Annotated in this window: 17 protein-coding genes and 1 pseudogene; 5 read left to right on the plus strand and 13 right to left on the minus strand. The window is 62.1% G+C overall.

Annotated features, from left to right (window positions below; translation table 11 throughout):
• From FJW07_RS30905 to zigA, 7 genes and pseudogenes are all read right to left on the minus strand, one after another.
• A partial coding sequence (locus FJW07_RS30905; protein WP_246680923.1) for an autotransporter-associated beta strand repeat-containing protein occupies positions 1-5642 on the minus strand: 5642 nt, incomplete at its 3' end.
• Between the two features lie 692 nt (positions 5643-6334).
• Positions 6335-6526: pseudogene (locus FJW07_RS30910) on the minus strand (invasion associated locus B family protein); the annotation flags it as partial.
• 205 nt (positions 6527-6731) lie between these two features.
• Positions 6732-7646: a zinc ABC transporter substrate-binding protein gene (locus FJW07_RS30915; protein ID WP_140860619.1), complete on the minus strand. Its 915-nt coding sequence runs from the start codon at positions 7644-7646 to the stop codon at positions 6732-6734.
• 18 nt (positions 7647-7664) lie between these two features.
• A complete protein-coding gene (locus FJW07_RS30920) occupies positions 7665-8534 on the minus strand; it encodes a metal ABC transporter permease (protein WP_140860625.1) in 870 nt (289 codons plus the stop codon).
• Positions 8531-9316 carry a metal ABC transporter ATP-binding protein gene (locus FJW07_RS30925; protein WP_140860682.1) on the minus strand — a complete coding sequence of 262 codons (786 nt, stop codon included), beginning with the start codon at positions 9314-9316 and terminating at the stop codon, positions 8531-8533. Before FJW07_RS30925 ends, FJW07_RS30920 begins: the two co-directional genes overlap by 4 nt.
• Positions 9313-9456 (minus strand): hypothetical protein, encoded by a 144-nt coding sequence (locus tag FJW07_RS31870; protein WP_181166889.1) that lies wholly within the window; start codon positions 9454-9456, stop codon positions 9313-9315. Before FJW07_RS31870 ends, FJW07_RS30925 begins: the two co-directional genes overlap by 4 nt.
• A complete protein-coding gene (gene zigA / locus FJW07_RS30930; RefSeq protein ID WP_140860631.1) occupies positions 9453-10670 on the minus strand; it encodes a zinc metallochaperone GTPase ZigA in 1218 nt (405 codons plus the stop codon). Before zigA ends, FJW07_RS31870 begins: the two co-directional genes overlap by 4 nt.
• 103 nt (positions 10671-10773) lie before the next feature.
• On the opposite strand from zigA, the gene FJW07_RS30935 reads away from it, so the two are divergent.
• On the plus strand, positions 10774-11199 hold the full coding sequence (locus FJW07_RS30935) for a Fur family transcriptional regulator (RefSeq protein ID WP_181182777.1): 426 nt from the start codon (positions 10774-10776) through the stop codon (positions 11197-11199).
• Positions 11200-11249: 50 nt separating this feature from the next.
• Here FJW07_RS30935 and FJW07_RS30940 read toward each other — a convergent pair whose 3' ends face one another.
• The 3 genes from FJW07_RS30940 to FJW07_RS30950 form a co-directional block, all read right to left on the minus strand.
• Positions 11250-12050: an alpha/beta hydrolase gene (locus FJW07_RS30940; protein ID WP_181182778.1), complete on the minus strand. Its 801-nt coding sequence runs from the start codon at positions 12048-12050 to the stop codon at positions 11250-11252.
• Between the two features lie 79 nt (positions 12051-12129).
• Positions 12130-12453: a nitrate reductase gene (locus FJW07_RS30945; RefSeq protein ID WP_181182779.1), complete on the minus strand. Its 324-nt coding sequence runs from the start codon at positions 12451-12453 to the stop codon at positions 12130-12132.
• Between the two features lie 31 nt (positions 12454-12484).
• A complete protein-coding gene (locus FJW07_RS30950) occupies positions 12485-13447 on the minus strand; it encodes a GTP-binding protein (protein WP_140860648.1) in 963 nt (320 codons plus the stop codon).
• A 180-nt stretch (positions 13448-13627) separates the two neighbouring features.
• Between FJW07_RS30950 and FJW07_RS30955 the strand changes: the two genes are divergently transcribed.
• From FJW07_RS30955 to FJW07_RS30965, 3 genes are all read left to right on the plus strand, one after another.
• Positions 13628-15508 carry a M23 family metallopeptidase gene (locus tag FJW07_RS30955; protein WP_140860655.1) on the plus strand — a complete coding sequence of 627 codons (1881 nt, stop codon included), beginning with the start codon at positions 13628-13630 and terminating at the stop codon, positions 15506-15508.
• A 284-nt stretch (positions 15509-15792) separates the two neighbouring features.
• On the plus strand, positions 15793-16437 hold the full coding sequence (locus FJW07_RS30960) for a HupE/UreJ family protein (protein WP_246680924.1): 645 nt from the start codon (positions 15793-15795) through the stop codon (positions 16435-16437).
• A 55-nt stretch (positions 16438-16492) separates the two neighbouring features.
• Positions 16493-17218 carry a hypothetical protein gene (locus tag FJW07_RS30965; protein WP_140860662.1) on the plus strand — a complete coding sequence of 242 codons (726 nt, stop codon included), beginning with the start codon at positions 16493-16495 and terminating at the stop codon, positions 17216-17218.
• A gap of 94 nt (positions 17219-17312) precedes the next feature.
• Here the strand turns inward: FJW07_RS30965 and FJW07_RS30970 are convergent, their stop codons facing one another.
• Genes FJW07_RS30970 through FJW07_RS30980 form a run of 3 tightly spaced genes read right to left on the minus strand, consistent with a single transcriptional unit; the run spans position 17313 to position 19772 of the window.
• The gene (locus FJW07_RS30970; protein WP_210239935.1) at positions 17313-18116 is read right to left on the minus strand and encodes a metal ABC transporter permease; all 804 of its coding nucleotides are present in this window, start codon (positions 18114-18116) and stop codon (positions 17313-17315) included.
• Positions 18100-18894 (minus strand): ABC transporter ATP-binding protein, encoded by a 795-nt coding sequence (locus tag FJW07_RS30975; RefSeq protein WP_140860665.1) that lies wholly within the window; start codon positions 18892-18894, stop codon positions 18100-18102. The genes FJW07_RS30970 and FJW07_RS30975 overlap by 17 nt, the downstream gene beginning before the upstream one ends.
• On the minus strand, positions 18891-19772 hold the full coding sequence (locus FJW07_RS30980; protein WP_140860666.1) for a zinc ABC transporter substrate-binding protein: 882 nt from the start codon (positions 19770-19772) through the stop codon (positions 18891-18893). The genes FJW07_RS30975 and FJW07_RS30980 overlap by 4 nt, the downstream gene beginning before the upstream one ends.
• A 317-nt stretch (positions 19773-20089) precedes the next feature.
• Here FJW07_RS30980 and FJW07_RS30985 point away from each other — a divergent pair, with 317 nt between their 5' ends.
• Complete coding sequence (locus FJW07_RS30985) at positions 20090-20536, plus strand: hypothetical protein (protein WP_140860668.1); 447 nt, start codon at positions 20090-20092, stop codon at positions 20534-20536.
• The last annotated feature ends 73 nt before the right edge of the window (positions 20537-20609 follow it).

A 20609-nucleotide genomic window follows, 5' to 3' on the forward strand; every position in this document is an offset into this window, starting at 1 on the left:
CCGGTGCCGGCGTTGACTGTTCCGGTGAGAACGGCGCCGTCGTTAAGCGTCAGCGTGTCGTTGCCGGCGCCAAGGTTCAGCGCTCCGGCGCCGGTGTTCAAGGTCCCGGTCAGGTTGACGTTATCGCTGCCACCGCCAAGGTCGCCATTGCCGCGCAGCGTGCCGCCATTGGCGATGTTGATCGTGCTTGCCCCTGCGTCGCCGGTGATTGCTATGGGGGTCGCGCCGACCGCCTGCACGGTGCCATTGACGTTCAAGGTCGAGCCACCATCCATGGCGAGGGTCGGCGTGGTCAGCACCTTGCCCGCGTCGACCTGCAGCGTGCCGGCATTCACGGTCGTGCCGCCGCTGCTGGTCAGGTTGGTTGCCAATTCCAGCATGCCGGCATCGACCTGCGTCGTGCCGCCGATGCTGCTGTCGATCGCCGACGTCAGCCTGGTCGTGCCGGTGCCGATCTGGGCGATGTTGCCCGCGCCGCTCAGGTTGCCGGCAAAGTTGAACGTGTCGCTGCGATTGAACGACAGCGTCGAGGTCGAGTTGACGACAACGACATTGCCTGTGCCGGCGTTGCCCGACGTGCCGCCATTGCCGATGATCAGGTTCCCGTCATTGATGACGGTGTTGCCGGAATAGCTGTTGTTGCCCGTCAGCACCCACGTGCCGGCATCGTTCTTGGCCAGCGTCGTTTTCCCGGTCGTGGCATTCTGGTCGACGATCGTTCCGCCCATTATGTTGAGACCGGTGTTCGTGCCGCCCAGCGCCAGCGTGCGCGCTCCGGCCCCACTGTATAATGCGGACCCGGTATTGGTGAACTGGATCGCCCCGGTGCCGGACGATTCGATGAAGCTGACGCCTGTCTGCAGCGTGAACAGCCGGTCGGTGGTGTCGCCCGTGCCGGTATAGCGCAGCGTCGAACCGCTGCCGATCACGAGGCTGGATGCCAGGTTCGACGACTTCCCGATCGAACTCGCCTGGCCGCCATCGGCGAGCTTGTCGACGGCAAGCACGCCGCCGCTGATCGTGGTGATGCCGGTATAGGTACTGGTCTGGTTCTTCAGCACCCAGGTACCCGTGCCGCTCTTGGTGAGAGCGGTAGTGCCGCCCGTCGGGTTGTCGATACGCGCCGAAAGCGAGTTGTCGGCAGTGCTCAGGCCCGCGAGCTGCAGCGTTCGGCTCCCGCTGCCTGACATGGTGACAGGCGCCGTGCTGGTAAAATTGATCGGACCCGGGCCAGAGGCGTACGCGTCGAGACCGCCGCCATTGGGGCCGAAGGTGAACTGCCGGTCGGTGCTGCCACCCGTACCGTTATAACGCAGCACGCCGCCATTGATGATCAGATTGCTCGGCGCGGAACTCGATGCTCCGATCGAGCTGTTGGTGCCACCATTGGCAAGGCTGGCCACGGCGAGGATGCCGCCATTGATGACAGTCGGGCCGGTGTAGCTGCTAGCGCTGCCGGACAACGACTGCGCGCTGGCCCCGTTCTTCACAAGCCCGCCGCTGCCGCTGATGGCACCGTTGTAATTGGCGCTTCCGATACCGCTTATCGTCAACGTGGCGCTGCCAAGCGTGATGTTGCCGCCAGTAATGCCCAGATTACCTTGGCTGATATAACCGACCGTATTGCTGAAACCGTTCAGATCCAGGGTTGCCCCGGTCGTGTCCATTCGCAGGCCGCTCAAGCCGAATGCGCTGGTCGACCCCGCGCGGAGGGTGCCGCCGTTGACGAAAGTCGCACCGTTGTAGGTATTGGCACCGGAGAGCACCAAGGTGCCGGGCCCGAACTTTTCGAGCTGCGTCCCCGTCGCCACCCCGCTGAACTCGAGTGTCGTGGCGGCGTTCTCCACCGTGATCCTGCCCGAGGTCAGTGTAAAGCCGCGATCGGTCGTGACGCTGGCGCCGGTATAGTTCAGTGTGCCATCGATCTGCAGATTGGTCGAGGCGCTGCTCGAGGCGCCGATGTCGCTCGGCTGTCCGCCATTGCGCAGGCAGCTGACGTTCAGCGTGCCGGTGATGGTCGTGGCTCCCGTGTAGCTGTTGGTGCAGCCGCTGAAGGTCTGGCTGCCGCCCGCGACGGCGACGCCGCCGCTGCCGCCGATCGTGCCCGAAAAGCTGCCGTTGCCGTTCGTCGTCAGGGTCGCCGCGCCCAGCAGCACGCTGCCCCCGCCGCCGAGCCCGCCCACGGTGTTGTTGTTGTTGGCCAGATCGAGAGTCGCTCCCGTGGCCACTGTCATCGCCCCTGTGCCGAACGCACCCGCAGACCCTGCACGCAGAATGCCAGCGCTTACCGTGCTGCCGCCGGTATAATTGTTCGTGCCCGACAGCACCAAGACACCGGCGCCGCCCTTGGTGAGACCACCTGTCCCGGTGCCAACCCCGCTCATCGTCAGCGTGGTGCCGCCGATTACGTCGATAGCTCCGCCGCCGGTGCCGAGCGTGAAGCCACGGTCGCTGCTGGTGGTTCCGCCGATATAGCTGAGCTTCCCACCGTTTTGCAGCACAAGATTGGATGAAGCGTTGCTCGCCGCGCCGATACCGCTCGCCTGCCCGCCATCGGCAAGCGTGCTTATGGCCAGAGTGCCGCCGGCAATGGTGGTGACGCCGACATAGTCGTTGCTCCCGTTGGTCAGTGTCAGCGTGCCGGCGCCGGTCTTGGTGAAGCCGGCATCGTCCGGGCTGGTCACTTGGCCGGAGAACGTCAGGTTGGTGGCGGCGTTGGTAACCTCGAAGGTGCGCGATGGACCGCCGTTGACGAGGGTGAAGCCGCGATCGGTCGAGGCCGTTGCGCCGGTGTAGCGCAACGTGCCGTTCTCGATCACCAGGTTCGACGACGCGCTGGATGAGGCGCCGATGCCGCTCGCCGCGCCGCCATTGGCGACACTGTTGAAGGCGAGCGTGGCACCGCTCACCGTCGTCGCACCGGTGTAACTGTTGCTGCCCGTCAGCGCGACGACACCGGTGCCGGTCGAGCCTCCCGTGCCGCCCACCGTGAAGGAGGTCGGGCCACCGTTGTTGATAATGTTCGAGGCGACGGTGAAGGTGCCGCCACTGTTCTGCTGCACGCCAAGCGCGCTTCCACCGGCGCCTCCGGTCAAGGAGCCGCCCTGGATGGTCTGGTTCGCGGTGCCGACCGAGGGAGAGACGATTATAGTGCCGTCCACGCCGAGCGTATTGCCGGCGCCAACAGTGACGATGGAATTGGCCGCCGCCGTGTATTTGAGGCCGCCGAGCGCGACATTGCCGTTCACCGTGCCGAAATAGGGCGTATTGGCGTTGCCGGCTTCGTCGCTAAGGATATTGCCCGTCGCCCACAGGGCCGCGTTGTCCTCATCAACATAGGCGGTGAATGCGGTGATGAAGCCGCCCGACACTTGCGCATAGTCGGTGCCGTTGACGGTTGCCCAGCCGCCAAGCGCGCCGTTGGCGTTGCTGGTGGCCATCGACGTTCCCGTGCCGATGCCGAAATCGACCAGACCGCCGGTACGGCTGACGGCGCCGAGTTTGACCGTCAGCACCCCGCCCGCGCCAGCGGTCGCGTTGATCCGGTTGTTGCCCGCCGTGACGTTCAGGCCATTGAAGCTTTGGCTGTTCGTCCCGGTGCCACCTTTCACGGTGAGCGTGCCGCCGCTCATATTGAGCGCCGAGGATATGGAAACGATATTGTTCGTCGGCGCGCCGGGCGCTGTGAAATCCAGCGCCAGCGTGCCGCCGCCGATGCTGGTCGCGCCGGAATAGGTGTTGGCGCCCGTCAGCGTCTGCGTGCTGGCACCTAGCTTGGTAAGGCCGCCGGTGCCGGTAATGACGCCGGCATAGGTGGCGCTGCCCGATGTGCCGTTCACCGTCAGGTTGTTGCTGCCGAGGTCCACGGTCCCGCCGGTGCCTGCCAAGGAGCGCGCGGTTATATCGAAGCCACCCAGGTCAAGCGTGCCGCCATTGACGACAAGCGGATTGGAAGGCCCGAATGCAGCAGAGCTGCCGGCGGTGAGCGTTCCGCCCTGGACCGTGGTGGTGCCGGTGAAAGTGTTGCTGCCGCTCACCACCCAGGTGCCGGCGCCGTTCATGGTGAAGTTGCCGGCGCCGGAGATCACGCCGGAGAATGTGTTCGCCCCCGCGAAGCTGCCGCCGAGCGTCAGCGTATCGGCGACGCCGCCCGCGACAAAGCTCGTCGGTCCGCTGAAGGAGAGCGCGCCGGTGCCGTCATTGCTGATGGTGCTGGAGCCCGAGATCGTCAGCGTGCGGTTGGTCGCCGAGCCCGTTCCGGTATAGCTCAGCGTGCCGCCGCCGAAATTGATAGTGTTGCCAGTGCCGAACGAGCTGTTGGCACCGCTGTTCGCCAGGGTCCCGGCCCTGACGGTGATAGTGTTGATCGTGGTCGGCCCGGTGTAGGTGTTGGCGTCCCCGAGGGTGATGATCCGGCCAGCATTTCCGGTAAAGGCGATAGCCCGGGCGACCGAGGAACTAATGACGCCCAGCAGGTCCATGTCGCCGGACGCCGCGGAGAAATTCATGGTAAGTCCGTAGGCACCGCCGGCAAGAATATCGCCGGTCAGCGTCAGCGTCCCGGTGCCAGCGTTCTGGAGATAGTTGCCTCCGCTGGAGGTGTTGTTGAAACGCCAGTTGCGATTGGAGCTGTCGCCGTCACCGAAATAGACCAGATTGCCGCCCACTCCGCCACCGGCGCTTACAGTGATGGTACCCGACGCCGCATCCGTAGGCGCGCCGAGCGAGCTTGCCACCCCAAGGTCTGCTACCGAGGTGAAACCGTTGGTGCCTTGGCCGAAAACCGTCTGACCTGTATAGTCGTTGGCGTCGTTGCTGATTGTGCCTAAAACCTGCAGCCCGCCGGCCCCGGTGAAGCGCGCTGTGAGCGCCCCACTACCTGCGACCGCACGTCCGCTGACGATCGTAACAACGCGGCTGGCGGCAAGTGCGCTGGTCGAGCTGATAGAGGTACCATTCGCAAGTGACACGCCATTGCCGGCCGCGCCGAGTGAGGCATCGCTGGCGAGCCCAAGTCCTCCGGCCGAGACGGTGATGTCACCCGTGAAGGTGTTCGCGCCGGTGAGCGTCAGCCCGCCGGCGCCGACTTTGGTGAAGCCTGATCCGGCGATCACCGAACTGATTGTGGTGGTTCCGGCAGTGGAAATCGTCGGCGTCGTGCCGGTGAGCGTCAGCGTACTGCCAGCGATTGTATAGCCCGCGACACCGAAGGTCAGATTGTGGGCCGTCATCGGCCCCGCGAGCGTCACCGTCCCGGCGGTGCCGTTGAAGAAGGCATTGTCGCCGCCGACGGCGGCATTGTTCCAACTGGCCATCGGCCCGGTGACACCATCACTGCTCGGATTCCAAAGCAGGGACGAGGTGTTCCAGGCTCCGGTACCCCCGAGGCCCACAGCGGTGCCGTTGACGTCCCAATAGAGATCGGCCGCCCCTGCAGGGACGGCGCCAAGCCCGGCCAATAGCGCGGCCGACACAAGCGCACCACGCAAGACCGGAGCTGCCGCCGAAGCCAGGTGGGCAAGATTCGGCGCATAGCTCGCCGCCTGGCCTTTCCATTTGGTCATACGGCCGCCGCGCAGCAGGCGATGGGCAAATGATGGTTCGCGCGTCGGCTCCGCCGACATGCCTGCTTTGCTGTTCACGATTCTATCCATCATATTCCCCCGCGTCGAATGGCCACTGCCGCAACCAGTCGTCGTAACATGCCGGCCGCCTTGCAAATCGATATGGCCGGGGCGGCAGCCGACCGATCCATGTGATAAGAGATTTGCTGAAGGGGTTGGTGGCGAACCGACAGCTGGCAAGGAGGGTTGCCTGCCCGCTTTGCCGGGCCGGAACGGGATGACCCTCGGCGGATCCTTGCATCAGTCGACTGACCGACGGCAATGACGCGCCACTCGCCTGACTAGGCTGCGCCACGACCTCATATATCCGCAATGCCCACTGCTGGCTTGATCTGCTCCAGCATCACCCTCTCCTCAGCCTGATCAGATTGCCAACCGCGATCGCACCTTGGTCCCGGGCAATGGCGGCGTTGCACTGGCGATCGAATCGGCACCGCAAAGCAAGTCTGTCAAGAACATCACACATCAAGCAACTTATAAAGAGGTTAATTGAATTGTTTCGGATTTATTGATGTAAACATTAGGATGTTTAAATATAAGTCAGATCTTACATTCGACTGCAGAATCCCGAGCTTCGCTCGACGGCCTTCATGAAGACACCGCGCGGGTAGCCATCCGGAGAAATCCAGCGAACGAGACCCGGTGTAACGGGGAGCTGTTTTGCGAACACATTGCCGATGCCCAGGAGCAACGGTACGGGAAATAGAAGTCTACCTCAACAGCGCCATCGTCCTGTCGACGGCGCTGGGGAAGCCATTCAGCGAGAGTGCCAGATTGGTCTCCTTCCCCCCGTCCGCGACCACCTTGACCTTGAGGCTTTTGCCGTCGCGCAGGCTCGCCAATGTCTCGGCGTCGAAACTCAGATCGACGAGGCAGCCGCCGGGCAGGCAGGTGCGGAAGCGAGCCCATCGCGGCTCCCACGCATCTTGAAACCCGCAACTGGATTCTGGAGGCCACCGTCACGCCGCAAGCCGGCCTCCCGATACCACTCTGGACAGAACCAACAACCTCACGGCGCGGCTTCTTCGATCTCATCGCCAGAGGCGGAATCGCAGGGTGAACCTACGGATGGGGCCACGGCCCCATCCGCTTTTGGCATGGAATATTCTATTGCTGCGCCAGCGTTTGTTTCGCCATGGCAGCAGCCAATTGGTCGACGTTGTATTTGAACATCCTGGCGTAGGTTGGCGCGGGACCGTCCTCTTTCGAAAGGGCCTCGACGTAGAGCTCTCCGCCCGCTTCGGCGCCCGTGGCGCCCGCGATCTGCTTGACGAGACGAGGATCGTTGGAGTTTTCAAAGAAATAGGTCTTCACGCCTTCCTTCTTGATCTGCTCGATCAGCTTGGCGACGTCGCCGGCCGAGGCCTCGGCTTCAGTTGACAAGCCAAGCGGCGACAGGAAAGAAACCCCGTACTCACGTCCGAAATAGCCGAAGGCGTCATGGCTGGTCAGCACCTTGCGCTTCTCCTGCGGAATCGGGTCGATCTTGGAACGCGCGTAGGCGTCGAGTTCATGGAGCTTCTTCATGTATCTCTCGGCATTCGCCTTGAAATGTCCTGCCCCCTCGGGATCGGCCGCCTCGAGCGCCTTCTCGATGTTGCCGACCCAGACCTCGACATTGACCGGGCTGTTCCAGACATGCGGATCGGTCACGGTCTTGCCGTCCTCGTCCATCGTGCGGGTCTTGACGCCTTCGGAAGCGACGACCGGGGATCCTGTGTAACCGGAACCGCTGATCAGGCGATCCATCCAGCCCTCCAGCCCTTCGCCACTGACGAAAACGACATCGGCGGCTTTGAGGTTCTTGGCGTCGTCCGGCGTCGGCTCGTATTCATGGGGATCGCCGTCGGCCGGTACGATTGTCTTGACTTCGACATTGCTGCCGCCGACTTCCTTGGCCACGTCGGCAAGCACCGTGAAGCTCGCAACGACATGCAGCGTCTTGGCGGAGGCAGCGGCCGCCACCGCCAACACGGCAACAGCGCTCAGCCCAAGCGTGGCCATCATGTTCAGTCTTCTCATCGAAACTCTCCTTGGTGATCAGCCCGTAAGGTGTGGGCGGGGAAACAGGCGCCGCACGGCACCCGACGGAGCGGCAAGCAGCGAGACGCAATAGAGGAGGCTTGCGGTCAGGATGATGCATGGTCCCGAGGCGTAGCCGAGATGGAATGAGGCGATCAGCCCGACGAAACCGGAGAGCGCTGCCGTCGAAGCCGCGACGATGAACATTCCGGGCACGCTGCGTGCCCATAGCCGGGCAATCGCGGCGGGCAGCATCATGAGCCCCACCGCCATGAGCGTACCCAGGGCCTGAAAGCCGGCGACGAGATTGAGAACGACCAGGAAGAGAAAGACGAGATGGTGGAGCGACCCGCGTCCGCCGACCGCGCGAAGAAATCCGGGGTCGAAACATTCTGCGATCAACGGGCGGTATACGATCGCAAGGATGATCAGCGTGAGCGAAGCGATCGTCGCGACCAGGTAAAGCGCCGGCGCGTCGATCGCGAGGATGGTGCCGAACAGTACGTGCAATAGATCCCGGCTCGATCCGCGCAGCGAGACGATCAGCACGCCGGCGGCGAGCGACGTGAGGTAGAAGGTGGCGAAACTGGCATCCTCGCGCAGCGACGTCGTGCGGCTGACGATGCCCGACAGGATCGCAACGGCGAGCCCGGCGATCAGCCCGCCGATGCCCATGGCAGTCAGCGAAAAGCCCGCGAACAGGAAGCCGACCGCCGCGCCGGGCAACACGGCGTGGCTGAGCGAATCGCCGACCAGGCTCATACGGCGCAGCATCAGGAGCACGCCGACCGGGCCGGAGCCCAGTCCAAGGCAGAAACAGGCGACAAGCGCCCGGCGCATGAAGCCATAGTCGACAAAGGGCGCCAAAAGCAGGTCGTGGAGGTTCATGCCGCTTTGTTTCTGGGCCGGTGACAAACCTCGGCAAAGTCGTCCCAGTTTTCCGCCATGGCTCTCGCCTTGAGCAGGTTCTCTGCGGTCATCACCGATGACGTCGGACCCCATCCGATCGGCTCGCGGGCAATCAGCAGCGTTTCGGGGAAATGCGCCCGCACCTGCTCGAAATCATGCAGGACGGCGATGATCGTGCGGTCGTCGCGGTGCCAACGCAGCAGGATATCCATCAGGTCGCGCGTGGTCCTGGCGTCGATGGCGGTGAATGGCTCATCGAGCAGGATGACCCGCGCGTCCTGAAGCAGCAGCCGGGCGAACAGCACACGCTGGAACTGCCCTGCGGACAGCGAGCCAATGGGACGACGTTCGAACCCTTCCAGGCCGACGGCCGACAGCGCCTCCCGCGCCTTCGCCGTGATCGCCGCGGTGATACCGCGAAACGCACCGACGACGTGCCACGCGCCGAGCATGACCGTGTCTCCGACGCTCAGCGGGAAACTGCGGTCGATCTCCGCCGCCTGCGGCAGGTAGCCGAAGTCGCGCGAGGAAAGTTCGGCGTGGTCGATATGTCCTTCCACGACAGGGAGCTGGTTCATCAGCGCCTTGACCAGCGTCGATTTGCCGGCGCCATTCGGGCCCGCGATCGCCGTCATGCTGCCCGGAAGAAATGAGCCGGAAAGATGATGCACGGCCGGGCGCCGATCATAGGCGACTGTCACGTTCGACAGGCTGATGAGGCGGCCGCCGGCCTCGGCGGCTGCGGGATCTGTCTTGTTCATGCCAGCGACACCGCCCAGGCAACCGCCAGCCACAGCGCGACGATGATGAGGACCAAGACCCCCAGACGCTCGAACGCGGACCAGACGAGAAAGCTGCGGGCGAAGATCGTTCGCCCCGCCGAGATTCGTGGCCAGTTCATGCGGCTTCCTCCGTCCAGCGCGGAAACGGATCGGACAGATGCTTCCATTGTGCCGGCGAGAAAGTTTCGGCGGCAACCAGGCAGGAATCGAGTTCATTCCGGATGCGCGCTTCGTTCATCGGGTGCGTTCCGATGAAGACGATCTCCTGCCGGCGGTCTCCCCAGACCGGATCGAAATAAGGCTGCATGGATTGGCGCCAGCCGTCGTTGTCGGGCCATCTGGCCTTCGGAACCGCCGACCACCAGAAGCCGCGCCGGCCGCTGCGGACCAACGCACCAGCTTGGCTCAATTCGCCAACATGCTGCGGGCGCGTGGCCAGCCAGAAAAATCCCTTGGCGCGGACGACGCCCGGCCATGCGCGGTCGATGAAAGCCTTGAATCTCGTCGGATCGAAGGGCCGGCGCGCCCGGTAAACGAACGAAGTAATCCCGTATTCCTCGGTTTCGGGAACGTGTTCGGAAAAGCCGTTCAGCTCCTTGAACCAGAGCGGATGCTCATGCGCCTTGTCGAAATCGAACAGGCCGGTGTCGAGGATTGCCGCAAGGTCCACCCGACCAAAATCAGTCTCGATGATCCGCGCATCCCGATTGAGCGCACGCACGATCTTTCGCGCGGCGTCGAGGTCGGCCGCCGTTGCGGCCGACACCTTGTTGAGCACGATGACATCGGCAAATTCGATCTGCTCGACCAACAGATCGACAAGCGCGCGATTATCCCCATTGCCAAGCGATTCACCGCGATCCTTCAGGAAATCGCTCGAGGCGTAGTCCTTCAGCAGATTGGCGGCGTCGACCACGGTGACCATGGCGTCGAGCCTCGCCACGTCCGACAGGCTGACGCCATTTTCGTCACGAAACTCGAAGGTGGAGGCAACCGGAAGCGGCTCGGAAACGCCGGTGGATTCGATCAGAAGATTGTCAAACCGGCCCTGCCTTGCCAGCGCCTGAACTTCCTTCAGAAGGTCGTCCCTCAAGGTGCAGCAGATGCAGCCATTGGTCATCTCGACCAGTTGCTCGTCGGTCCGCGACAGGTTCGCCCCGCCGTCGCGGATCAGCGACCCATCGATGTTGACCTCGCTCATGTCGTTGACGATCACAGCGACCCGCCGACCCTGGCGATTGCCGAGAATAGTGTTGAGAAGTGTCGTCTTTCCGGCGCCGAGAAAGCCGGAAAGGACGGTCACCGGCAATTTGCGCCCTGCCTCTGCCTGCATGTGATCTCCGGTAGATTTCAATTCCAGTTGACCCCTGGGTAAGTTATGTTATTACATTGGTCAACAGAAAGTTATGTTATTTCATAACAGAAATGTGAACCGAATGCTCGATCTCAATCGCATCGGCACGATCCCCGGCGGTCTGACCAAGAACCAGGCGCTCGTGCTGGAGATCATAGACAAGGCAGGTAAGCCGATCGGCGCCTACGAGATTTTGAGGGAACTTGGGCCTCGGGGGATCAAATCACCGGTGCAGGTTTACCGGGCGGTCAACAGTCTTATTCAATGCGGTATCGTCCACAAGGTCGAGAGCATGAACGCCTTTGTGCGCTGCACCGACGCGCACCCCCATCATGGACAAACAACGATCCTCGCGGTCTGCGACCGGTGTGGAACTGTTGTCGAACACCATGACGAGACCGTCGATCGCCGGCTTGTGGCCTGGGCCGAGCAAGAGGCCTTTCAGGTCGATACTGTCGCCATTGAACTCAAGGTGCGTTGCGCCAGCTGCAATGCCTCAGCTTCCTGAATCAGCAACCACAAGTCACGCCAACGCCATACCCGGCCACCGACCCGCCCTCAGTCGGATTCGAGGAGAAACGGGTGGATCGTCTCCCAGGTCTGGTCCGGAAACTCCTCGTAGAATGAGAGCTTGCCGCGAGGCAGTTCGACGGTCCGCACATTCGTCAGCGATGCCAGGCCCGTCATCTCCGCCTTGGACTTGCGTGGGGTTCCGCCGCCGTAGACGACGAGTATCTTCGTCAAGATTCGTCGCGCGCTTTCCAGGAAGGCATCGCGATCGGTGAACGGATCGAGTTCCCCGGCGACGAAGCGGAAGGAAGCGTAGCGGGCGCCGGGCGCGTCGGTGACGGTGCGTTTTTCGGCCATGCGCTCCGGCGTCAGCCAGGCCGGATCGGCATAGACATGGCCACGCGCCATCATGCCGATGACAAGGCTGTTCACATTGAGCCGATAGAGAAAAGACCCGGCGAGCGGCAGGTCGACGGCCTTTGCCAGCCCGCGAAACAGCGCCATTCGCCTGCCGGTCATGGTTGGAAGCGGCCCACGCCAGGTCGGCGACAGCAGGCAAAGGCGACCCAAGCCACCCGGATTTTCGGCGGCCATTGCCAGCGCATAGCCCGCGCCATGACCGGCAGCGATGGTCGCAGCAGGCTGAACGACACTCTGCGTCACGAAGCGCAGGAATGTACGATAAAGTTCCGGGCGCCAGGCAATCCTGGGGCGAGGCAAGGCGCCGAAGCCGGGCCAGTCGATGGCCGTCGTGGCAAAGGATGCGCCGAGCCGCTCTTGCAGCGGTCGCATTTCGGCGCGGGTCGAGATCGAGCTGAGCGCCGGCAAAAGGAGGAGGTTCTTGCCCATTCCAAAACGGGTCAGGCCGACGGCAACCTTTTTGCCGTCCGCAATCCATTCAATTTGATCCTCGAGCCAGTCCATGCCTTCAATGCTGTTTGACGCTGACCTTCGGGGATGAACTCTCCGCGTTTGCGTCGAGAAGCCGTTGCCCGATTTGCAGCGCGAGCGCGATGTCGGGCTCTGCAATCATTGCCACGGCCTTGCCGACGCGCAAGGAGCGTATCGGCCGCTCCAATATGCTGATGACTGTCTCCAGGTCAGGACAGCCGGATTCGCGGCAGCGAACCTCCGTCACGGTGATTGCGACATCTTCCTTCAGATCAAGCCCATCGCGTATCCATTGTTTGATCCTGTCCGCATGAGATGATGAAGGTCCCCGTCTGGGCGCAAAGGGATTGACGAATTTCACCAGCTTCGCGGCCTCTCGTGATAGGCGAAGGTCACGCCCGGCACCCCATGAACCCGCTCTCGATGATACCCTTCGGCAGATTGCGGCCGATGAAGACAAGACGACTGGTCCGCTCCTCATCAGCCTTCCACGGCCGCTGGTGATCGCCTTCCAGCAGCATATGGACGGCTTGCACCACAAAGCGGTCGTCGTCGTCCTTGAAAGCGAGAATGCCCTTCATGCGCAACATGTCCATGCCGAACTGCTGCGTGACCGTCTGCAGCCACGGGAGGAATTTTTTCGGGTCGAGCGGTTCCCTGGTGACCAGGGCGAAGCTGGTCACATGGTCATCGTGCTCATGCTCGTGGAACTCGTCGAGGAAATCCGGTTCAACTTCGAGGATACGGTCAAGGTCGAACGAATTGCGGCCGAGAACCTTGTCGAGATCGACGTCGCAACGCTGTGTGCGGTGGATGGAAACAGTCGGGTTGATGCGCCGGATGCGGCTTTCGACCTCCTTCAGGTCTTCGGCCGAGACGAGGTCGGTCTTGTTGAGCAGCACCGTGTCGGCGAATGCCAACTGCTCCTGGGCTTCGTGCGCTTCGTCGATCTCGCCGAGCAGATGCTTGGCGTCGACCACTGTCACGATGGAATCGAGCTTGGTCTTGGAACGAACGTCCTCGTCGACGAAAAACGTCTGCGCGACCGGCGCCGGGTCGGCGAGGCCGGTCGTCTCCACCAGGATCGCGTCGAAACGGTCGCGACGGCGCATCAGGCTGTCGATGATGCGGATCAAATCGCCGCGCACCGTGCAGCAGATGCAGCCATTGTTCATCTCGAACACTTCTTCGTCGGCGTCGACGATAAGATCGTTGTCGATACCGACCTCGCCGAACTCGTTGACGATGACGGCAAACTTCTTGCCGTGATTTTCGGACAGGATACGGTTCAACAGCGTGGTTTTGCCCGCGCCGAGATAGCCGGTCAGCACGGTTACTGGAGTCTGGGTCTGCATGGCGGGAAACTCCGTTGAGGGGGCGGTTTTCATCTTGTTATCGGTTATAGTATAACGTATCAAGCACAAAGATGTGAGGGTTGAACGGGTGTCCTTAGGGACGCTTCCTCGTCATAGAGGGCGGGGATCGGCCGATCCTGACAAGATGTGGGGCGGGACCAGAGAGGGGAAATCTGGCAAATGGCAGTGCCTGTCGTGCCCGCAGCGGGCAAGTATCGTCGGGGGCATGATGGCAATTCCGGCGCGTTCCGGCATCGCGGTATCGATTTGAGCCATGGTCCCCTGGCGGGCATTCACTGGCAGGAACGAACCGTGCGGTTTGCGTTTCGAACCCATGCGCGACTCGTGCTCGCGATCATGGTCGCGGCCATCGGCGCCACGGGTATGCTGCTTGGCACATTGCGTGTTGCCGTGCGTCCTCCGGCCTTTGCCCAGGCAATCCCGGCAAAACCACAAAGGACAAGACAAGGATCGACACCAAAGGACGATCGGCTGCCACCGCCGCATGTCGCCGGAACGGATGCGATCGCCAATCTGGTGGAAGCCGGCCCCAATGGGTCCGCCAACGAATTCACCTATCGCCATGTCGAGTTTTCGCTGGGAAATCCATCTGCTGACGATCAATCGGATGCGGCGGAACCGCTGCTTTTTCAGGAAGATGCTGTTGCGCGGCCGAGTCCCTTCGATGCGCTGCTCGCAAAGCCACGGACCGACGCCTCATCAAACCGTGCTCCGAGCGCGGTCCCTCGGCCAATCCCGGGCAATTCCAAGATGATGGCGGCGCGAGGGACTCCTATCAATGTCAGCATGGCCGCGGAGCAGCCGGCGCCGCATATCAAACGGGTGGCGGCGATGCCGAAGTCCGATGTGGACGTTGCCGCTTTTCTAGCTGCCGCGGGTTTGAGCAATGCCGATGGCCATTTGCTGGCGGATGCGTTGAAGGAGCAGGCCATTGCCCCTTCCGACCGTGTCGACCTGATGCTTGAGACGCCGGCATCGAAAGCCGGAACCGCGCAACTCGCGGCGGTCCGGGTCCTTCGGGATAATGGTGCGGAGGCGATTCTTGCGCGGAGCGACGCTGGAGGTTTTCAGCCGGTCGCTAACCACGACTTGTTTGACCGCCTCGCTGCCGAGGCGACCGAAGCAGGCTTCCACGCGGGAGGCGTGGACGGACTGGATGCGGATGGAAATGTCTCGCAACTGCGGGCGAAATATCCGCTTGTCATGCAGCGCCTTGAAAAGGAAAACGTGCCGCCCGCCGTGGCGAGCCAGATTATCGGGCTGGCGCGCAATTGCGGCCTCAAGCTCGATGGTGACTCGGCTGACGCCCACTCGATCGAGCTGATCTTCCGGACACGTGCTGATGGCAGCTCCGAACTTGTCTCGGCAAGATTCGACAGCGGAGATGGCGGCAAGACATTTTATCGCTATCGGCCGTCCGCAAACGAAGAGGCGGAATTCTTCGATGACCAGGGCCGGTCTGTTTCAAAGATGATGATGGCAAAGCCAGTCGCCAATGGAAGGCTTGGCGATGGTTTTGCCTGGCGGCTGCATCCCATTCTCAGGCGATGGCTGCATCATAACGGTGTCGACTACGCCGCCCCCTATGGCTCTCCGATCGTCGCCGCGGGGGACGGCAAGGTTGCCATCATCGGTTGGCAGCCCGGCTATGGCAAGTATGTGCGCCTGCAGCACGATGGCGGGTATTTCACGACCTATGCCCATATTTCCCGAGTGCCCGCGACGCTTCAGGTTGGACAATATGTGAAGCAGGGGCAGGTGATCGCCTATATCGGCTCGACAGGTCTTTCGACTGGGCCGCACCTTTATTACGAATTGCGGATCGGCGGCCGCTACTACGATCCTACATCCGTGCGGCTGACGGCCGGCACTCGATTGACCGGGCAGAGGTTTGAAGCCTTGCGAAAGCAGATCGACCACGTGGGGAGAATTTCGCGATATTTGGAGCAGGCCATGACGGCGGTCCCGAAGGACCGTGGACACCTCAGTCACGTGAACTTCGATCACGCGAATGCTCTCGCGGCGCCAGCCCGAAGCTGATCGCCTCCGTCTCTCGGCAAGTTTTCGATTGCGAAAGCCAATCTGCCCGCCAGATCTGCTCCGGATCGAACTCCCAGAGGGGACCGGGACTTCAAGCGCCTCTTCGTTTCAGCTTCGGCACCCTTGCGCTCTCACGCTCCAGCGCCGACGATTGACGCTCCGCTTCGAGTTTAACGCCAAAAATAGCCGTTTTCTGGTTCGCTGAATCCATTGAGCGTAAAAGTCTTATCTTGATGATTCCATCGATGGCAATTTGCCGCTTTGGCAACATGGCAGGTTCGTGAGTGGCGCAGACACTTGAAGAGAAAGCGGAGCTGCCGTCCATCAGCAGCCAAATCCGGTTTGGCTACTTTGCATACGGCATGGTGGCGGCGGCAACAGCTCTGACGGCCGGGTCCACGACGGCGCAAGCGCATATCATTCAGTCGGGGACGGGTGGATTTGGCAGCGGCTTCGAACATCCGCTGACCGGGCCTGATCATTTCCTGGCCATGTTTGCCGTGGGACTGTGGAGCGCCCAGATCGGTGGGCGTTCGATCTGGACGCTGCCGGTTGCATTCCCGCTGATCATGGTCGTGGGCGGGATTGCCGGAATAGCAGGTGTCCCGCTGCCCGGTGTTGAGATTGGCATTGCGCTGTCGATCATCGCCCTGGGGCTGGCCATCGCCTGCGCCTGGCGGCCGGCGGAATGGGTTGCGTTGCTAATGATTGCCGTGTTCGCCATCTGCCACGGCCACGCCCACGGCGCCGAACTGCCGAATGCAGCCGACCCGGCCGACTATGCAATCGGCTTCGTCATCGCCACCGGCTTGATCCACCTGCTGGGTATCGGATTCGGACTTCTGCTGGGCAAGGCATTCAGCGGACGGTTGTCGCAGGGCCTGGGCGGATTGATCGCGGCGGGAGGCGTTTATTTCCTTGTCGCCTGAAACATATCCCAAGCGATCGGCGTGGCGATTCCTGCTTCGATGGTCAGGCCCTGTCGTGGCCATCGCCGGCGCTGCCATGATCGGCCTACTTGCGACCTCTTCGGAAAGGACGCAGACGTCGTGGTGGATCCTCAACAGCGCCCTTTCTCCTGAACGCGTCTTGCCGCTGGTCGGATTGGGCTTTGCAACCGCTCTGGTAAGCCTGAGGCTTGGAGTTCTCACACTCGTGGCATTGCTGCTGGGCGAGGTGGTCGGGACTCTGCTTTACGATCGATTCCTTGATGTGATGGCCGGCGTACGGGGAGCGACGACTCACGCTTTCCTTACCGCGCCATTTTCGATGCTGATAATCGGCATCGTTCTCGTCGTTTCCGGTCGTTTCCGAACTTGCACGATACCCGCCGCGGCGTTGCTCATCGGCGCGTTGTTGGCCGTCGTCACAAAGTTCACCGACCCTACGTTGAACGATCTCCGAATACCGCTCTCGGGGACGATCATCGCCCTTTGGATCGTTGTCGCCGTCGGTCTTATCGGACGGATTTTCCCGCCTGCGTGGTACACGATCGGCACACGCATTCTGGGCAGTTGGCTGGTCGCGATCGGGCTCCTCCTTGGAGGAACGGCGATCGCCACCAAGCCTCCAACAACCATGCCCCAACCATCGGGGGCTGCTCCCGCCGATGGATTGCCCACTGGGAAATACCGCTACGAGCCTCCTGTTCAGCAATTTACGCGTCCGCGCGATTCCTTGAAGCAGGGCGAACACAAGCTGATGCCGTGAACGGTATCCCGGCCAGAAAAACATCTTGGTCGCGTGGCTGCGGCAGGCCGGCTGCTGCTCTGGTGTTCGACGCTTTCAGCCGTTCATCAGGGAGTCATTGCGCCGCCTTCAAGCGCCGGATGAGACCGGCGCCCAGATAGGCAGTGGCACCGAGCGATGTGATCCAGAAGCTCGTCGGCCAGTCTGTTTCGAATGCAAGCCACAAGCTGGTCCAGGCAATGGCGACCGCTAGCGCGATCGAGACAAGGATGCCCCGCAGCACACCGCGGGTCAGGCGCAGCGTCGTTGCCGCCGGGGCGACCATCAGCGCGAAGACGAGAAGCACGCCGACGATTTGGGTGGCTTCAGCCGTCGTCACAGCGACAATGATCATGAACAATGTCGAAACCAGATCGAGGTTCACGCCCTTGGCCTCCGCCAGCTCAGGCTGCAGGCTGGCGAAGAGCAAGGGTCTGGAAATGAAGGTCAAGCCGACCAGGATCGCCAGGGAAAGCACTGTAAGGATGACGACCGTCCGGAAACTGATGCCGAGCACGTTTCCAAACAGGACATTCGTCGCCTGGGACGCGAAAGCAGTGTAGAAATGCAGGAAAAGCAAGCCGAGACCGAGCGAAAGGGTCAGCACGATGCCGATCGCGACGTCGCGATGCGCTCTTTCGCCCAGAAGGCCGATGCCGATGCCGGCCAGCACGGTGAAGATAGTCAACCCGAAGAATGGCGACAGGCCGAGCAGGCCGGCGCCCGTTGCGCCGGGAAATCCGACATGAGCCAGCGCATGTCCTGCGAAGGTCTGGCCTCGCAGCACGAGGAAATATCCTACCGCCCCGGTCACGATGGCAACGACCGTGCATGCGGCGAAGGCGTTGCGCATGAATTCGTAGTCAAACATCGTGAACATGCGCTGCGCCCTCCAGTTCAACGTCGTCGGCCATCACGAAGATGCGTCCGCCTACCCGCACCACGTTGATGTGCGTTCCATAAAGCCTCGACAGGACCGGACCGTTGATGACCTCGTCGACGCTCCCGATCGCGGCGTTGCCGTTCCCGAGATAGAGGACGGCATCGACGGCGCGCAGCAAGGGGTTGATCTCGTGCGAGCAGAAGATGACGGCGATACCCAGCCGCTCGCCGACCTCATGGACGAGTTCGATGATGGTGCGCTGATGCGCGGCGTCCAGGCTGATCAGCGGCTCGTCGAGCAGCAGCAGCTTGGGGTCGCCGATCAGCGACTGGGCGATGAGGATTCGCTGCCGCTCGCCCCCCGACAGCTCCGCGAACGGCCTCCTGGCGATATCGGCCGCGCCGACCTCTTCAAGCGCTTTCCATGCCGCGTCCTTCTCGAGCGCCGACGCCGCCGGCCAGCGCCAACGATGGCCGCCTGCCGCCGTGACGACGAGATCGAAGCCGCTGATGCCGGCATGGGTCACGGTGCGGCGCGCCTGCGGCATATAGCCTATGGCGGGATTGCCGCGTGTCGGCGGCCGGCCAAGGACGGAAATCGTTCCGCTGGCCGGACGGAAAAGCCCCAGGACGGCGCGCAGCATCGTTGTCTTGCCCGCCCCGTTGGCGCCAAGCAGCCCCACGAACGCACCCTGTGGAATGGAAAAGGAGACGTCGGTAAGAACCCGGCGTCCCCCATAGGTCAATGTGACCCTGTCGAAGGCGATGACATTCATTGTGTGCGAGCGGCCAGGGCCTTCTGCACGTCGCTGATCTGGCCGCCGAACCACGACTGGATCGTCTTGCCGGCGGGTTCCGTCTCGGTTACGCCTATGACGGTGACCTTGTTTTGCTTGGCAATGTCGAGGAGACGCGTCGTCGCTTCGTCCGTCACCTGCGAATTGTAGAAGAGGATCTTGGCCGATCCGTCCTTGAGGCTGTTCTCGAATGCCGCCACCTGCGTCGGGCTCGGCTCGGCATCGTTCATCACCGTGACCTGAAAATCGTAGTTCAGCATCTTGAGGCCGAGGGCATCGGCCATATAGCCGAACACCGGCTCCGTCGCGGTGACCTCGGTTCCGCCATAGGCCTTCTTGACGTCGTCGATCTGCTTGTTGATCGCATCCAACGACGACTGAAACTTCGCCAGGTTGGCCTGATAGTGCGCTGCATTGGCGGGGTCGAGCTTTGAAAGGTCGGCAGAGAGTTGCTTGGCGATCGCGGGCAGCGTCGCCGGATTGTACCACAAATGCGGGTTGTCGCCCGACTTCTTGCCGATCAGATCCGCGGCCACGATGGTCGTGCGCTGCGCGTTGGTGGAGGCTGATAGAAGTTTCTCCATCCACGGATCGTAATCCGCGCCGTTGTAGATGATGATCTTGGCGCCGGCGATCGTGCGCGCCGTCGATGGGCTGGTCTCGAACAGATGCGGGTCATCGTCGGGATTGGCAAGAATGCTGGTCACCGCGACATTGCTGCCGCCGATCTGACGGGCGAGATCGCCATAGAAATTCTCGGCCGCGACGATGTTCACCTTATCTTCGGCGCGAGCACCGCCGCCTGTCAGCAATGTCACGGCGAACAACAGCGCCGCCAAAAATGGAAAGGAACGCATGTCTTTCTCCCTTTGCAGAGCGAGGCAACCCCTGTCGCCGAAGCGATCACTGGGTAGGTTATGTTATTACGTCAGTCAACCAGAAAGCGATGTTATCACATAACGGAAATGTGAAATATGTGCGATCCGCTCTCGGCAGGTCCGACCTCCCGCGGCCTGACGATACCCAGGTACCGTAGGCCAATCGGTGCTCGCCGGCCGCCCCGGTTTCGCCCGCGGCGCCCAATTTTTTGTTGTCGTCCCGCTGGCCGAAGCCACGATAGCCAAGCCGAAATCACGTATGCTATAGCCCTGAAGGACAGGATCGGCTTGGCCAAATGACATTGTCGCGCAGACGATCGCCCGCACCAGTAGCGATCGCCGCTGCACTGGTTCTTTTCGTTCAGGCATTCGTAAGCGGTGCGGGAATCGGCGCGCAGGCCGCCGCCGGGCCGCGCGATGCTTTCGGCAACATCTTGTGCACCGCCGATGCGGGAACCACTTCACACGGCGGATCGCATAGCGGCGGCTATGATTGCGACTGTTGCCTGTCCGGCTGCGATTTCGCAACGGCGATCATTCCCGAAGCGAACAGCGTCGAGCCGCTGTTGAGCGCCTTCCTGATCACCTCCGACAGCAAGCGTTTTTCCGATGCGGTGGTCCGGCGTTACGAGCTTCAGCCGCTCAGCTCACGCGGTCCTCCTGACTGGAAACCGGCGGAAGCAACCGTGGCAGGATCGCTTCTAGATCTCGACCAATCTCCAATTCAATTCGGGCCGGCCTAAGGTTTGTTGATATTCAGGATTCCCATCATGGCTTGGTCGTGATTCAAGCTTTTGATGGAACGATTCGTGCTGA

Origin of the sequence: Mesorhizobium sp. B3-1-9 (assembly GCF_006439595.1) — a bacterium.
Taxonomy (GTDB): domain Bacteria; phylum Pseudomonadota; class Alphaproteobacteria; order Rhizobiales; family Rhizobiaceae; genus Mesorhizobium.